Origin of the sequence: Gimesia chilikensis (assembly GCF_007744075.1) — a bacterium.
In the GTDB taxonomy this organism is placed as follows: Bacteria; Planctomycetota; Planctomycetia; order Planctomycetales; family Planctomycetaceae; genus Gimesia; species Gimesia chilikensis_A.
Map to the genome: position 1 here is coordinate 4,118,118 of NZ_CP036266.1, position 15,826 is coordinate 4,133,943.

Genomic DNA, 15,826 nt, shown 5'->3' on the forward strand with positions numbered 1-15,826 from the left:
GTGGACCGCCTGTTCCGGTGAGGAAACAGACCAGAAGAGCCCCACAATTGTCGACCCGCCTGCGGTTCTGGAAATTAATGGGGGGCATTGGCAAAGAGAGACTTCGATTGGCAAGTCAGATGGTGACCTCCTGGCACACTATTTCAAAGCTAACCCAAGTATGGTTGGTAGCCCGGAACTGCAGGGCCCCCCGGAAGTCTATCATGGTACGCAGAGAAAAAGGCGTTTTTACTGGATTAAACACCAGATAAATCAGACCGTCTGGACTTGTGTGGAATATCAGGCCGGATCGTTTCACTTATCACAGGGACAGGGAAGTCCCTTTAAATAATCATCAATATCATTTCTCCGGGCATATGAGGTGAACTATGCATGAACCAGATAAACTGAATGTTCATAAGCAGTCAGAGACTGCTTATTCGTGGTTAGACACCGTCAACACGATGCTCCATTACGATTTCTGCCCCCAGCTCAATCAATGGGTCGACTGGGTCAGAAACCCGTCCTGGTGCCTGGCGATCAGCATTCTGACCGCCTTCATTTGCGGGCTGCTGGTCAATACGGCGATTCTGTATATCGCGGCTGCCCTGGCAATGATCATTCTGGTCGGCGTCTTGTGGCCCTGGGTCAGTGTGCAGGGACTTTCTGCAGAACTCTCCTTTAATAAAGTTCGTACCCGCTGTGGGGAATCTGTCGGTGCCAGACTGGTCGTCAAAAACAGCTGGCCCTGGCCCGCCTGGGGTGTTTACCTGCGACATCCCTTCTCAGAACATGATGACCACCTGTGTGAAGTTGCCATCGACTGCATTCCCGGCTGGAAAACCAGTGAGTATATCTGGGATTTCAGTCCCCGGAAACGAGGTATTTATTCAACCAGCACTGCTTTCCTGGAGACTGCCTTCCCGTTCGGGTTATATAAGAAGAAGATTCCTCTAGCCGTCGATTCCGTATTGATCGTCTGGCCGGAGATCTCCAAGCTGGCCTTTATGCCTGAGTTGAGAGAGGTCACTTCCAGCGAAGACCGCTTTGCTTCGCATCGTGCGGGTGATTACGGTGATGTGATTGGCACCCGCGCTTTCCGACTGGGCGACTCCCTGCGGCGCGTGCACTGGTCGCAATCCGCCAGACAGGGCCAGATGATTGTCACCGAACGCCAGGCAGCGGCGGTTTGTGCTCTGCGTGTGATTCCTGATCTCCAGAGAGCGCATTACCGGCATGGTAATGACGATTCCCTGGAAGCGGTGATTCGCATCACAGCCAGTATCTGTCACTCACTGTTAAATCAGCATGCTTCAGTGGAATGCCTCGTGGGCGACCAGTTGTTTCGCTGCGATGGAAATCAGAGAGACCTGCAGAAACTGCTCGATGAACTGGCTTCCATCCCCAACGGGGGACTCGAGTATTCCGTACGAAAGCACGCTGCTTCTCCCCTGCCTGAATTCATTGTTACGAACAGCAGTGGCTTCGCGCAACGGGTCAATCAGGGAGCGAACCGTCTTCGTTCACGGATGATCGTCGTTCAGGATGCCCCTGCCCGTCAATCGGGGAAAGAACCGAGGTGCGAATGCGAACCCTGGTTACACCTGGACAGCCCGGAAGAGAGTCGCCAAAAAGTATTTACCGACAGTTGGAAGAAAGCGTGCTATGCAGGCTGAACGAACCAAATCTGTGGAGAGCCGGATCCTGCATTACGTCAGCATCGCGATGGTCCTGACGGGGGCATTAGCGCTCTGTATTTCTGACTCTCATGGCAGATATTCCCGCACCTGGATCGTGGTCAACACGCTCATCGAAGTGGCTGTGGCTTTTCTAGGGGCCAGGTACTTCCTCGCGCTCAAAAAACGGGGAGGTACAGAATCGACGGTGAATCTGATCCTGCTGGCCGTCATGTTGCTCAGTCTGGCCTGGGAGCCTGTCCAGCGTATCTCTTTCGGTACTGGCAGACCGTTTGAATTGATCCTGATGTTTGCGGTCAAGAATACCATGCTGGTGATGGCTGCAGCCGGTTGCTGGGGAAAATATCAGCGTTTTGCCACCTGGGGATCGATCTTTCTGATGATCTGTGCCACCACAACTTATTCCGGCCCGGACATGATTGCACTCGCAGGTCTGGAACTAGTACTCGGCTTTTTCTGGCTGTTTTATTCCCACTGGAACAGCCTGAGAATTGCCCTGTTACCGGCAGTCAAAAAACAGAATCTGAGTAAATATCTGCTGCTGTCCGCAATGGCAGTGTTGCTCTTTCTGATCGTCTCGTTTTCCGGTGAGAACCCGATAGTCCATGCGTTCAAGGGAATCATCCCCAGTTCCGGTGGTGACAGCCGAGGCGATCTTCATGCACGAGATGGACTCGGTGATGGCGAGTTGCTGGTGGCCGGCAAGTACGATATTCGCAGCTTTGCTCCCATCGAAAACGCCCCTTTCATGTCATCGGATGACCCGAGCCTCTACGACATCATGTCTGATACGTATGACGAACCAGGGGAAATCTCGAAGAACATTGATCGGGCAATCGGGTTGAAAATGCAGGATCAGAAAATTGAGGAAAAAGAGCTGCCTGATGCCGAGAATATCAATCGTCATTTTTCGACTGCAAGAAATCAGAAACCAGCAGTTGAAAAATCGTCAGCTGGTATTTCATCCGATGCGTTACTGCATGTGTCGGGCAGGACTCCCCTGCACCTGCGCATGGAGACGTACGATATTTTCGACGGAGTGAACTGGTTCAGCGAACCATTAAAAACAGACTTTAAGAAGAGCATTACTCTCAAAGAGCGCTTTGAAAAACCCTGGATCGTTGTGAATGGTAAAGCCCATACGCTGTCCCAGGAGTGCAGGAACGAACTGCACGTGATTACCAATAACCATCTGAAATCGAATCAGCTGCCGGCTCCCCTGCACCTGCGCGAGATCCATATCGACCTGGTTGATCGCATTGACCTGTTTGGCTGGTATCAGGACAGCATTGTGAAACTCGAACGCAAAGAGCTACCCCGTCTGGTCCCCATGCATTTGATCAGTCATTTTCCGGATCAAAAACAGATTCAGTATCGCGATGCCCGCTTCGCTGCCCTGTCACATCAGCAGAAGCATTACATCGCGCTACCTGAAGTACCGCTGATTCCCAAAATTCGCGGACTGGCAAATCAGCTGGTCGCTGACATGGATAATGACTGGGATCGAATTAAGAAGATTGAGCAGTATCACCGCGAACATTTCGAGCAAGATCGCTCAGTCGCTTTTGATGGAAAACAACAGTTGCCCCTGGATGAATTCCTGTTCGAAAGCAAGGTGGGCCCTGATTACCTGATTGCCTCATCCGCCGCCCTGATGTTGCGCTCCCTGGGATACTCGACCAGGCTGGTCAGTGGCTTCTACGCCAGCCCGGACGACTATGATTTGAAATCGGACCACACTCCGGTCTGTGCAGACGATGTCCATTTCTGGGTAGAGGTGAAAGTCGGACCGGGGCCTGACGACTGGTGTACCATCGAGCCCACAGCCGGTTATGCGGTGCTGGGCCCCCCCCTGTCTTTATACGAGAGAACGGTCGAAGCGATTCTGGTCGCTACCTACTGGATTGGTAATCACTTCGTTTTCTGTTGCAGCGCACTCGGAAGCATCATCGGCGCCTGCCTCTTCCGGTATCAGATCAGTGCCTGCCTGATCACGGGCTGGCTCAGACTCTATCGCCCCCGCGATACCCGCCGGTTGATTTTCAGAACCCTCTGGCTGCTCGAATTACGCATCAGAGGCCAGGGACAGAAGCGACCACTGACAATGTCTCTCAACCAGTGGTTCAGGCAGCAAGCAGAACACTTATCGGTCAACGCAAACTGTCTGGCGGAACTGGCTTACTATGTGAACTGGGCCGCTTTTGCTCCCAGCACTGCTGACCATACTCAGATCCCTGGTGGGGAACGGATCAGCGACTGTTGCAATCGAATCATTAACGAAGCCCGCTGGGTTAAACGGACGCCCTGACAGACGCATTTATTCATTTTTATAAGCAGGCACGCATGGCATCATTATTAGAAAAAAATATCCGGATGGATTTACAACAGGAATATTCCAGAGTCGATCAACTGAGAGACAAACTGAATCAGGTGCTCAAGGGGAAAGCGGATGTCATCGACAATGTGATCATCTGCCTGCTTTCCCGCGGTCATCTGCTGCTGGAAGATCACCCCGGTCTGGGCAAGACGATGCTGGCCAAAGCACTCGCCACACTGATTGGGGGCCGGTTTGCCAGAGTGCAGTGCACGCCTGACTTACTGCCCAGTGATATTACCGGCTTCAATATTTTCAATCAGAAGACACATGAATTTGAATTTCGCCAGGGCCCCGTCTTTTCCGACATCATGCTGGCAGATGAGATCAATCGAGCGACTCCCCGCACACAGAGTGCGCTACTGGAAGCGATGGCAGAGCGGCAGGTGACCGTGGATGCGGTTCGCTACCAGTTATCACAGGATTATTTTGTAATCGCCACACAGAACCCGATCGATCAGCATGGTACTTACCCCCTGCCGGAAGCGCAGCTCGACCGGTTTGCGATGAAGTTAACGATCGGGTATCCGGAAGAAAACGATGAAATCCGCATGCTGGCTGCGGCCATCGATCAGAATGCCGATGTTGTTGCTGAACTGGAACCAGTCTTTGGCGAACAGGAACTACTGGAAATGCAACGCAAGCTTGTGGCGATTCCCGTAGCAGAGTCAGTACAACGCTATCTGGTTCAGATCGGAAATGTGACCCGTAAACACGCACAGGTCAGTCTGGGATTGAGTCCGCGCGGTTTACTGACCTGGCAGCGGGTTGCTCAGGCACACGCTTTTCTCCAGCAGAGAAATTATGTCATCCCTGACGATCTGCTGGAAACGGCCCTGCCCGTGCTCAGTGTTCGCCTGGGCGTAAATCAGTCTGAAAACCGGGCACTGATTGAGGAGATACTCAAATCGGTGAAGCTGCCCGAATATACATTGCCGTCCGTTAACTGAATTCATTAGTCAAAGGTTTCTTCTCTTTCGTAATCACAGGCAGACCAATGCAACATCAGTCTCTTTTCAAAAGTCGATTTCCGGTTATTACCATACTGTGTCTGAGTAGTCTCCTCGGTACATTTCAGGCCGGATGTACTCAGACTGGGGAATCAACTGCGGAAGAAGATCATCTGGAACATCATATTCCGGACCATAAGCCTAAAACTTATACCGAGACTGTGAGAGAACTGGACACCCGGATGAGAACTCTGCTGAATCAGAGCCCGACCGAGCTAAAACCGGAAGAAAAACAGCAACTGGAGGAAATCATTGACTGGATCCCCGAACTGGCAGCGGACAGCGAATTGAAACACAAAGACTGGAATGAAGTCAAACAGCTTTCCACTGAGATTAAATCGGTCTTTCAACAGACGGATTTCTCCCAGGTCGACGCCACTCTGGTCGGCCGCTACTTTCTCCTGGTCGACAAATTAAAACAGTATACGGGACGCTCAGAAACAAAGAAGTTTCAAAGTTAACCGACGCAGGGCTCATTTTTTCTGACTTCCCTTTCTGATTCGGAACTTCGTCATGATTCAATACTATCTCTGGGGCTTCGCACTCCGCTTCGTACAGTGCCTGCTGGAAGCCGCTCCCTTCATTTTGGCAGGCTTGTTTATTGCTGCTATCTTTCAGCGATTCTTTGGTTCCGTAGAAACCAGAAGGCTGTTTGGTGAAGGCACCCGATCCTCTCTGTTCCGGGCCTGGGTGATCGGGATGCTGCTTCCGGTCTGTTCGCTGGGCGTCATCCCCGTTGCCCGAGAGTTAAAGAAGGCAGGACTGGCAGGAGGCACGATTATTGCCTTTGCCATGTCCGCCCCGCTGTTTAACCCGCTTTCGCTGCTCTACGGTCTGACCCTTTCCGAGCCGGTCACGATCCTGACTTTCGCACTGTTTTCGCTGGTCATCGTCACCCTGGTGGGAACCATCTGGGATCGGCTGTTCCCTGAGAAAACAGAACAACCAGCCGATGACCAGGCAATCCCCTACGGAATCAAACGCGTCTTATCTGTCGGTTACAGTGCAGCGAAAGAAGCATCAGGGGCCAGCCTGGTATATATCCTGATCGGCCTCTCTGGGGTCGCTCTACTGGGAGCATTTCTGCCACAAGCCAGTCTGCAGAGGTCAGTCAACTACGATAATTCATACGCCCCCCTGCTGATGACCGGTGTGGCGATTCCCGTCTATGCGACTCCCATGCTGGCAATGTCTCAGTTGGGATCAATGTTTCAGCATGCCAACTCGGTCGGTGCCGCCTTCATTCTGCTGGTACTCGGTGCGGGTGTAAATCTGGGCCTGGTGGCCTGGATTGTTCGCAATTACAACTGGAAAAAAACGATGGTCTGGTTTGCCCTGCTGCTGCTGGTCATCGTCGGACTGGCCTATGGAGTGGAGAAACCGCTCTTTCCGACCAATATTGAACCGGCAGATCACACGCATGCGTTCGACATTTATTGCCAGCCGTTCAGTCCGGATACGACCAGCTTCTATCAAAAAGCGAAACAGAAGCTGGGGCATGTCATTGATCCCTATGAAATCTATTCGGCAGGCATTCTAGGGGGCGTGATCCTGATCGGTTTTCTTCTGAGGTTAGTGGATCGCCGTGGACGAATCGAAGACTGGCTGAAAAAAGTGGAACCCGTGAAGTCCGGAAAATATGACATTGTGCTTCCCGGTCCCGTCCTGGGGATTTTGATTCTGGTCGGCCTGATCGTTGCCAGTGGTGTGGGCTGTTTTTCTTATTACCCCTCACCGGATGTGGTGTGCGAAGAGATGACGATTGCCAAGACGGAAGCGCTTTCCGGCGCCCTCTCCGGAAATGTCTCCCACTCGAAATACTGGATTGATATCTATGATGACTGGACCCGCAAACTGGAAGTCGGCGTCTATTTACGAAACCTGAATCTCAGTGAATACCATCACTGGAAGGCTCAATTGCTGCGGGAAAAGCTGGAACTGCTGGCCCACGAGATTGAGGATGAAGAACATGAAGAGATACGTCGTCTGGTCGCTGATATACAACATACACATCGCCGCATGGTGGACGCTTATCTCAGGGACATGAACTAAGTTCGTCGTCTCCAGTCCCGCATCACTACCCTCAGCATGCGCACACCAGGCTTCGTCACGAAGTCACTGATTGATCGCTGCTTGAAATCCTTCCTCTCTGTCAGGTCTCTGACAGCACGGGAATCAATAATACGAATCACATTTTACAGAATGGAGTTTACCCATGATTCAGAGTTCCGAAAACGTTCCTCGCAAACTGCCCGTGACCGTGCTCTCCGGTTTCCTGGGAGCGGGAAAAACCACACTGCTCAATCACGTTCTGGCCAATCGGGCCGGGCTGAAAGTGGCTGTGATCGTCAACGACATGAGTGAGATCAATATCGACGCCGCATTGGTGAAAGAGGGTAATCAGGCTCTGAGCCGTACGGAAGAAAAGCTGGTGGAAATGTCCAATGGCTGCATCTGCTGCACCCTTAGAGAAGATCTGATGGTGGAAGTCAGTCGCCTGGCACAGGAACAGCGGTTCGATTATCTACTGATTGAATCGACGGGCATTTCAGAACCGATGCCAGTCGCCGAGACCTTCACGTTTGCAGATGAAGAGGGCAGAAGCCTCTCGGATTTCGCGCAGCTGGATACTCTTGTAACCGTCATTGATGCCGCTAATTTTCAGCGTGATTATCAGTCCCACGAAGATCTGGTTGACCGGGAGCTGGGACTGAGCGAAGACGATCGACGGAACATTGTGGACCTGCTCATCGATCAGGTCGAATTTGCGAATATCATTCTGATCAATAAAGCAGACCTTGTCAGCAGACAGGAACTCGAACAACTGCATGCTGTCATTCAGCACCTGAATCCCAAGGCTCAAATTCTCGAATCCTCATTCGGAAAGGTCGATTTAAAACAAGTGCTCGGAACAGGCCTGTTTGATATGGATTCGGCATCTGCGCATACAGGCTGGCTCGAAACACCGCGGGGTGAGATTCATTCAGAAGTCGACGAGTATGGAGTGCAGAGTTTCACTTACCAGGCCCGTCGCCCCTTTCATCCGGAACGTCTCTGGCGGGCACTGGACAGAGACGATTCCTGGCTGGAGCATGTTCTCCGCAGTAAAGGCTTTGCCTGGCTCGCTTCGCAGCATAATATTGCCAATCTCTGGTCACACGCCGGTATCTCCATGCGATTTGATCCCGCTGGTTACTGGTGGGCCGCCACAAAGTCTGAGGAGTGGAACATTGATCAAAACCAGAAGAGGGAGATTCTGTCGCGATATGATGGACAGTACGGGGATCGTCGTCAGGAACTGGTCTTTATTGGCCGAGACATGGATGAGACCTTGATTCGTAAAGTCCTGGATCGTTGCCTGCTCCAAGACTCTGAATGGGGTGATGGTCCCGAAGTCTGGTCGACCTATCCCAATCCATTTCAAGTGACTGAGGAGACTCCGATATCGTCATATGAATAAAAAATGAGGCTGGTGTATTTATCTTAGTCAGGATATTACAACTAGAAGAAACAATATTCCGGATCCAGCCCCGAATTGGGGAGCCAGATCCTGGATCCGGATATATTGAATCCCATTTTAACCAGCGCTCATTATCGATTAACGTCTACGTCTTTTGGGTGGCTGGTCCAGAATCTGGTCCAGCTCGTTGGAAGCAAATACTTGATCAAGCACAAGATTACCGGGCTCCCTTGCATCCCCCCTTACCTTTCGAACGGGCTCCTGTCTGGGATGGTGATTGTCTCGCTTTGCCATGAGATGATCCTGCTCTCCTCTCCTCTTATGATGTCGATCGCGATCCTGGTGATCAAGAATGTTGACATCTACTTCTAACCCACCGGCAACCGCGATCGTATCATTCGCGTCCATCCCCTTAAGCACAATCCGCTCCAGTCCTGTATACTCAATCTGAAGGCCGGAAATTTCTACAGAACTTGCATTCACCACAATCGAATCACTCTGATTTGTCCCATTCAAGACTAAAGTATCGGAATGGCTTCTGCCTGATTCTACAACCATTCCCCCCGGCAAGATGGCACTGCTCAGATTGGCAATGGTGATTTGCTGTGGTTCGTGATGACTGCCGGTCAACATTAAACGCTCAATCCCTTCCAGTGACTGACTGCTGATCACGGTTCTGGTTCTGTTGTCAACCACTTCCAGATTTCCGTTTCGTTCGCGAATGGTAACATCATTACTCCCGAGATCTGCAAGGTCGATCTGAAGCACAGACGGTGCAAAGAATACGTTTTCCTGCAGACCGGATACCCCTGAATTGCGTTCGATTACATCGGCGAGTGTCGTATCATGTATTTCTTTCAATACATCACCAGAAAAGATATTCTGATACCAGAAACGATCGCCGTCCCGCAGTCTCTGGAACTGATCGACGATGATAGAGGTGAACGTCTCCCCCATACTCGAGCCCGGTAGATGATCTTCAGCCAGTCCCCCTACCCAGAGATCGATATTATCAACCGTACCGTACAGGGCCTCCAGTTTTGCTGCCACTTCTGGATCTGAACTGATATCTGAGAAACTCTGCACTGCTTCCAGGCCCAAAGCAACCCTGGTCGCGTTATAGTCAGCCAGCCCGTGGTCTCGCCCACGCTGAATATTTAACGATGCCAGATCAAAACCACCGGATCCGGGAGGCCCAAACAAAAAGTTTCGCACATCATCCACCAGTTGATTGTCAATTTCCTGTGCCAGGTTGACTGAGGCGCCTCGTAACAGGGAATCAATCCCATTGGCTTCCAGTTCTCCCGGGTTAAAGAAGGCATTGACCAGCGAGATATTACCTTCGGCAGCAACATCTCCATTTGCATCCAACCGGAGTAGTTCAGACGACAGCATTGTGTGACCGTAACGATAGGCGGCATTGGAAAACTCGTTCGCGATACTGGGATCAACACCGGAATCGTATCCCATGTATTTACTGATAGCATCTTCTCCGAATAACGCAGGTAGATACTCATTAAACGTGATCGCCTGCAATTCACCGATTACAATCTGTCGCGCCTGCTGATAAAGTTCTTCATCGGTCAGGTCGGGATTTTCCAGCGACAGTTCACTTGCGACTCGATTGTGTTCACGTACCCAGAGAGTATGCATTGACGTCAGGGCCACGTTTTCATTAGCCCGAATATCACCTGCCAGAAAGAATCCATCATCTCCGTAAGGCAATAGATCTCCATCGCTGGTTTTCAGCTGTCCCCCACTGAAAGTTCTCAACTGGTCGGCCCGTTCTGCGTCGGACCCGTAGATCATGGACCCGTCAATAAAAGCTGTAATCTGATTGATCTGCTGACGTACGCCGTTTTCGTCCTCTTCAAAGGCACTCCGATTCAGACTGATCACATCATCTCCAGAGCCGTCCGGATCAAAGTAGGGATCACCTGTCGGAACCTCGATTGGAAATGATTCCAACGGGTCACCATATTCATCATGAGCGGCTTCAGTCAGAGTGATATCGTGATCAACAAACTGTCCCCAAACCCAGAACAGATCGGTCAGATAGCGGGAATTTGTCTGTGATGAGTCTGCCGCTGCGATCGCATTACTGATTTCCCGAGCGCTCGGCCTGTCTTCTCCCGCGGGAGTTGACAGGCCATCACTGTAAGCGGCTTCAGCCAGTCGGATCAGCAGCGTCCCGGTACTGCCCAGTTCCGGGTTGTCGATATTATTTCCCGTTCCGTCGATCGACGCATATTCGGGAGTTGTATCTGACATCGAATTTTGATGATTGACTGGCTCTGTAATGAGTGAATTCGCCGCGGACAAAAGTTGACGGGTTTCAAGGTTCTCGACGACTGCGGCATGAGAAGATTTACGAGAAGCCTTGCGTTGATGATTGGTTTTGCGAAAGAGCATGATGGGATCTCCTGAGGCGCGAGGCCACTGGCGCACAGTTCGAACGAACGGCGCTACACCAGTCACCAGGCGCTTGGTTGATTTTTGTATTGACGAAGGCCCGCCCTACAAAATAGTTGATCAACCGGACGGCTCAAGACCTCGAGTCGTCCTTTCAGAGTCTCTAAGAAATAAACGTAAACCCGTCGCGGAAATCCACCGCTTTTGACAATATTTTTTTGTTGCCTGGAATTCGAGTCATAGAGAAATCTGAAGTAACTGATTGAGGCTGTTTTACTCGACGATGACATTCATCAGAGAAATTCAGTCTGTTCACAGAAATTTCACACATGGTCACTGCGATGTTCTGGAACCGGTCGTTTATAATTTGATTACAGACAGGCACACTTCTCATTGCAGATGATGTCTGTTGTGAATACTTCTGATTCTCCCGCCCACCTGTTAACTCGCTCACTCATTAGGATTTCCTCTCCATGGACCTGTCCCGTCATAAAGCATTCATTCTATTAACCGCCTGCATCACAGCCATTTTTACCTGCGAACTCCTCTCCGCTGAACCGCCTCTTGTCATTGATGCTAAGTCGCATCAGGTTGAAGGGAAAAAGGCTTATGAGACAGCTTTCTCTGCTAACGCCAATCAAACCGAATTTACTTTGCTGTTCGACCTGAAGCTACAGAAACAAAGCTCCGGTAGATACTGGAACGTCTTCATCAATGACCAGGACCTGGGGCGTCTTGAAGCAAACACCCGCCAGGTTGGGGCTGATAAACAGTCAGACGGTTTTCAGCGGGTCGGTTTTAAGATTCCTGCAGAAGTTCTCAAAACAGGTGAAAACACCCTGGCAATTACTGGTCGAGGACAACCTGCCGTTCTACGTAATATCGTTTTAGATCCTCGACCTCTGAAGCAGGCGTTGCAGTTGGGGGCCGTGACCGTAAAGGTCCAGACACCGGAAGGTCAGCCTGTCCCCGCACGACTGACAATTGTGAATGCATCAGGTGAACTGTCCCACCTCTATAATGCCAGTCAGCCGAGGACCGCTGTCCGTCCCGGGATTCTATATACGCTGGGCACCGGGGATACATTTGAGTTACCCCCGGGAAAGTATACGCTGTACGCCACGCGAGGGATGGAATGGGGATACGATGAACAGTCGATCGTCGTAAATTACGATCAGCCCCAGTCACATACTATTGTCATTTCACGTGAAGTAGACACCACTGGATTTATTGCCTGTGACAGCCATATCCATACCTTACCCGGCAGCGGTCACGGTAATGCCACATTCGAAGAACGCATGATCACAATCGCCGGCGAAGGAATCGAAGTCGCTGTAGCCACCGATCACAATCATATTTCGGACTACCGTCCGTTTCAGAAATCGACGGGAACACAGTCACACTTCCATGCGATTTCGGGTGATGAAGTCACAACCCGCAATGGACATTTTACGGCATTTCCCTTCGATCCGGACAAGGCCGTCCCCGGTGGCGTAAAGGGACGTAATCCCCTGTTTCTGGAGAATGATAGCTGGAGTGAGCTGATTGCCGACATGCGTCTCAAAGGAGCCGAGGTCATTATCCTGAACCACCCCTACTGGCCCAGTATTCCGGATGGTCCATTCGGTCGGTTTCGTTTCAATCGACGCACGGGGAACCGGGGTGAGGGACCTGAATTCAACTTCAACGGTTATGAAGTTGTTCAGCCTGCAAATAAAATCCCCGATTTTTTCTACGCCCTGGAAGACTGGATGTCACTGCTGAACCGTGGTTCCAGACTGACCGCTGTCGGCGCCACTGATTCCCACACCGTGAATGATCCGGTAGGACAGGCTCGGACATACCTGAAAAGTACAACTGACAAAGTCTCTGAGATCGTTCCCCGAGAGGTGTATGATGCTTTCACACAGGGTCGGGCCGTTGCATCAGCAGGAATCTTTGCAGACCTCAAACTGCAAGGACTGTATCAGATGGGAGACCTGGTACCTGTGAATGCCATCCACGCTGATAAAAAAACAGGTTCAAAGCTGACCGCAACGTTACGAGTCGCTTCCCCATCATGGGTTCAGCCGCGCGAAGCAATGATCTATGTGAATGGAAAACAGGTTGCTCACCAGACCATCAAGGCGAAATCAAACCAGCCTACTGATCAGACGCTGACCTTTTCACTGGAACTCCCTCCTCATGACGCTTATGTCGTTGCGTTTGTATTGGGAGATGGCATTACCCTGCCCGGCTGGACAACTTATGGCAAGGCTTCTCAGGCAATCACTAATCCCATTTTCCTGGATGTGGACGGTGATGGAAGATACAGCGCACCACGCGAGACGGCCCAAAGACTGATTGCAAAATCTCAAAAAGAGGACGGTTCCTTCTCTCCGGCTCAACGAAAAGCGCTGCTTGATTCCGCTGCGGTTAAGGCTGATGCAGCCGTCCTGCTGCATGTCGAGGACCTGCTCAATCAAACGACAACCAGCGATAAGAATGAGTAATTCGCAGACCTGATAGATTTACTCAGACTTTCCGGGCGCTGGCCAGTTGAGCTGCTGGTGCAGGAAATCATAGGCACCCTGTTCGTGGATCGCATGTGGACCTTTGATCCATTCAATGGTGGTTCGATCACCGATCCCCAATTGGGCCTGATACAAGAAGCGTACCTTGGCGAATTCCTGGGCGACCCGGTCATCTGGTTCGACGCCGTCAAAGTGGCCGCGTTCAACCATGAAGGGCCGAGGACAGATCAAGGCTGCCATTTCCGCATAGTTGAAGGTCCCCCCCAGATTCCATTCGAAGATTTCATATTCCCCTTTGTTGACATAGCTGTACCGCAGGGACCGTTGATCGGTGGCTGCATTCTTCCAGACCCATTCTCCAAAATCAGCTGAACAGATCGAAAGTGCATAATTTTCAACGAGTGGCGGTATCCGCATGGCAGATTTTCCACCATAGGAAATCCCATAAAAGCCGATTCGGTTGCCGTCGACGAAGGGCTGTGTTTTCAGCCAGTCTGTAATCTGCTGATGCTGCGGAACCGCAATGGAGAACAGAGTCCGACCAATCGACTGCGCCTTGAACTGCAGGGTCCGAAATCGATCGAACAGGATATACGGGTTCTGGGGAGCGAACGTAATAAAGCCCCGTTCCGCCAGGTGGGTTGAGAAGGATTTATAAGCGGCATATTTTTCTTCCCCCACCGTGTGCCGGGGGCGTCCTTCCAGACCATGCTGGGTAACGACGACTGGACGTTTCTCAGAACCATCCAGCTTGAGATCTTTGGGAAGTGTGAGAATTCCATATGCGGTCACATCAGGAAACACATCCATTTCGACCTGATAGCTGACGGTCTGCGGTCCTTCCTGATACTTGCGAGTCCGGGCGTTGGCGGGCAGCAGCTTTAGAGCAAATTCGCCCACGACATCTTTCTTGAAAATATCACGATATGGTTCGACCGTTTTCTTAAATTCATCTAAAGAGCCAGTCTTGAGATTCTTCATGAATTCGATACGTGACTCATAAGCCAGTTGCAGCAGCCGCTGATTGTGTCTCTCGATTTCTGCCAGTTGCCCGGCATGTCGCTGTGCCGCGTACGAGCGCGTTTTCAACTCGACTGGTTTCACTTCAGTAGAGAGTGTCGCATCATCATCCAGGCTGGAAATCAATGCCTGCAGCGTTTTGTCACCAACAGCCTCATTCGCTTCAATCAATGTGAGACAGGGAGTTCCTGTTTTCAAATCAGCCACAAACTGACGGGCACATGCGAATTCATCCCGGACCTCTTGTTTGTTTGGGACAAGTAGTTTGCCTGGTTTTCCCTTCAGTTTGGGATAGTGATCGTCTATGACCTCCAGATTCCCCTCTGCGGTCGTGCGATAACCGTATTCAGGAAAAGTTCCATTCTCGATAATCAAGGAGCGAGGTGCCACCAGACTGGCAATCTCTGCATCGCCCAGCGAATTGAGTAAACCGAATACATTGCGGTCCGCTGGCTCCTGCCAGAGATTTTCCCGGGGACCAAAATAACCACAGACGGCAGCGACATCAATTTCGGAGTCCAACGCAGCTGCGTAGAGAGCCAGTCGCCCTCCTTCTCCCCAGCCGATAATTCCCACTGGACGAGAGGAATCCCCGCTGGTCTGCTGGAGCAGTTTCACGCCGGCCTGGATTTTCTGAACTTCATAACCCGCCAGGGTTCGTCCCAGTTCGAACGCAGCCCGATGCAGCCATTCCCGCTGACTCAGATTCCATTTGTTGAGTTCACGATTGATTAAAGTCGGAATCAGCACGCGGAATCCAGAGCGAGCCAGTTGCTGAGCGTAGCTGCCTCCAGGCTGTTTTGAGTAAATCAGGTCTTCCGGTGTCTGAGACGCTTCAGGTACCGCAATAATGTCTCCGCGGATCTTCCCCGAGGGAACCAGCAGTAACCCGGCCCCTTGCAGATCATCGAGAACCGGCCAGGTCACCTCATAAACAGCAAAGTCATTTGTAATTTTTTGAGGAGCAGACTCCAGATAAGCAAAACGTCCTGGAACCAGCGGATCTGACAGTCCCAGAATACTAGCCAGTTCCTGCTTCTGAGGGACGATGGACTTTTCGTATGCGGCGGGTGAACTTAAATCGCGATTCCAGTTTTGAGCTCGATTCTCTGCGGCCAAAGCGATTTGTGTTAACAGAAACTGATCGATGCCCTGTATCATTTTTGAACTCAGATCACTCTGATCGGTTAACTGCTGCGTGCCCGGTAAGGGACTTTGATCGGGAGCCGCTTTCAGAACTGCCCAAGGTGGTACATCCTCCGCTTGAAGTACCAATTGACTCGAATTCAACATCAGACTGACCTGCAGGGCCAGTACCAGGAAAGCAGACAGGTTCAGTCGATTCATGATCGTCCTTTGTT

General features: G+C 51.2%; 9 protein-coding genes. 7 read left to right on the forward strand and 2 right to left on the reverse strand.

Going from position 1 to position 15,826, the window contains the following annotated elements; all coding sequences use genetic code 11:
* The first annotated feature begins 368 nt into the window (after window positions 1-368).
* The 6 genes from HG66A1_RS15670 (at window position 369) to zigA (ending at window position 8,520) form a co-directional block, all read left to right on the forward strand.
* Window positions 369-1,655, forward strand: coding sequence for a DUF58 domain-containing protein (locus tag HG66A1_RS15670; RefSeq protein ID WP_145185751.1), 1,287 nt, complete (start codon window positions 369-371; stop codon window positions 1,653-1,655).
* Window positions 1,645-3,984, forward strand: a complete 2,340-nt coding sequence (locus tag HG66A1_RS15675) for a transglutaminase-like domain-containing protein (protein ID WP_197997164.1) — start codon at window positions 1,645-1,647, stop codon at window positions 3,982-3,984. The genes HG66A1_RS15670 and HG66A1_RS15675 overlap by 11 nt, the downstream gene beginning before the upstream one ends.
* Before the next feature lie 35 nt (window positions 3,985-4,019).
* Window positions 4,020-5,000, forward strand: coding sequence for an AAA family ATPase (locus HG66A1_RS15680; protein ID WP_145185757.1), 981 nt, complete (start codon window positions 4,020-4,022; stop codon window positions 4,998-5,000).
* A gap of 242 nt (window positions 5,001-5,242) precedes the next feature.
* A complete protein-coding gene (locus HG66A1_RS15685; protein ID WP_145185760.1) occupies window positions 5,243-5,521 on the forward strand; it encodes a hypothetical protein in 279 nt (92 codons plus the stop codon).
* Window positions 5,522-5,573: 52 nt separating this feature from the next.
* Entirely contained in the window at window positions 5,574-7,112 is a 1,539-nt protein-coding gene (locus HG66A1_RS15690; RefSeq protein ID WP_145185763.1) for a permease, read from the forward strand.
* A 163-nt stretch (window positions 7,113-7,275) separates the two neighbouring features.
* Window positions 7,276-8,520: a zinc metallochaperone GTPase ZigA gene (gene zigA, locus HG66A1_RS15695; protein WP_145185766.1), complete on the forward strand. Its 1,245-nt coding sequence runs from the start codon at window positions 7,276-7,278 to the stop codon at window positions 8,518-8,520.
* Between the two features lie 138 nt (window positions 8,521-8,658).
* Here zigA and HG66A1_RS15700 read toward each other — a convergent pair whose 3' ends face one another.
* A complete protein-coding gene (locus HG66A1_RS15700; protein WP_145185770.1) occupies window positions 8,659-10,932 on the reverse strand; it encodes a peroxidase family protein in 2,274 nt (757 codons plus the stop codon).
* 473 nt (window positions 10,933-11,405) lie between these two features.
* On the opposite strand from HG66A1_RS15700, the gene HG66A1_RS15705 reads away from it, so the two are divergent.
* Window positions 11,406-13,424 carry a CehA/McbA family metallohydrolase gene (locus HG66A1_RS15705; protein ID WP_145185773.1) on the forward strand — a complete coding sequence of 673 codons (2,019 nt, stop codon included), beginning with the start codon at window positions 11,406-11,408 and terminating at the stop codon, window positions 13,422-13,424.
* Window positions 13,425-13,442: 18 nt separating this feature from the next.
* Here the strand turns inward: HG66A1_RS15705 and HG66A1_RS15710 are convergent, their stop codons facing one another.
* Window positions 13,443-15,812 (reverse strand): dienelactone hydrolase family protein, encoded by a 2,370-nt coding sequence (locus tag HG66A1_RS15710; protein ID WP_145185776.1) that lies wholly within the window; start codon window positions 15,810-15,812, stop codon window positions 13,443-13,445.
* Window positions 15,813-15,826 lie beyond the last annotated feature (14 nt).

Excerpts from the sequence above, each read along its gene's own strand:
- HG66A1_RS15670 (WP_145185751.1), top strand. The coding sequence starts at position 369 with ATGCATGAACCAGATAAACTGAATGTTCATAAGCAGTCAGAGACTGCT.
- HG66A1_RS15675 (WP_197997164.1), top strand. The coding sequence starts at position 1,645 with ATGCAGGCTGAACGAACCAAATCTGTGGAGAGCCGGATCCTGCATTAC.
- HG66A1_RS15680 (WP_145185757.1), top strand. The coding sequence starts at position 4,020 with ATGGCATCATTATTAGAAAAAAATATCCGGATGGATTTACAACAGGAA.
- HG66A1_RS15685 (WP_145185760.1), top strand. The coding sequence starts at position 5,243 with ATGAGAACTCTGCTGAATCAGAGCCCGACCGAGCTAAAACCGGAAGAA.
- HG66A1_RS15690 (WP_145185763.1), top strand. The coding sequence starts at position 5,574 with ATGATTCAATACTATCTCTGGGGCTTCGCACTCCGCTTCGTACAGTGC.
- zigA (WP_145185766.1), top strand. The coding sequence starts at position 7,276 with ATGATTCAGAGTTCCGAAAACGTTCCTCGCAAACTGCCCGTGACCGTG.
- HG66A1_RS15700 (WP_145185770.1), bottom strand. The coding sequence starts at position 10,932 with ATGCTCTTTCGCAAAACCAATCATCAACGCAAGGCTTCTCGTAAATCT.
- HG66A1_RS15705 (WP_145185773.1), top strand. The coding sequence starts at position 11,406 with ATGGACCTGTCCCGTCATAAAGCATTCATTCTATTAACCGCCTGCATC.
- HG66A1_RS15710 (WP_145185776.1), bottom strand. The coding sequence starts at position 15,812 with ATGAATCGACTGAACCTGTCTGCTTTCCTGGTACTGGCCCTGCAGGTC.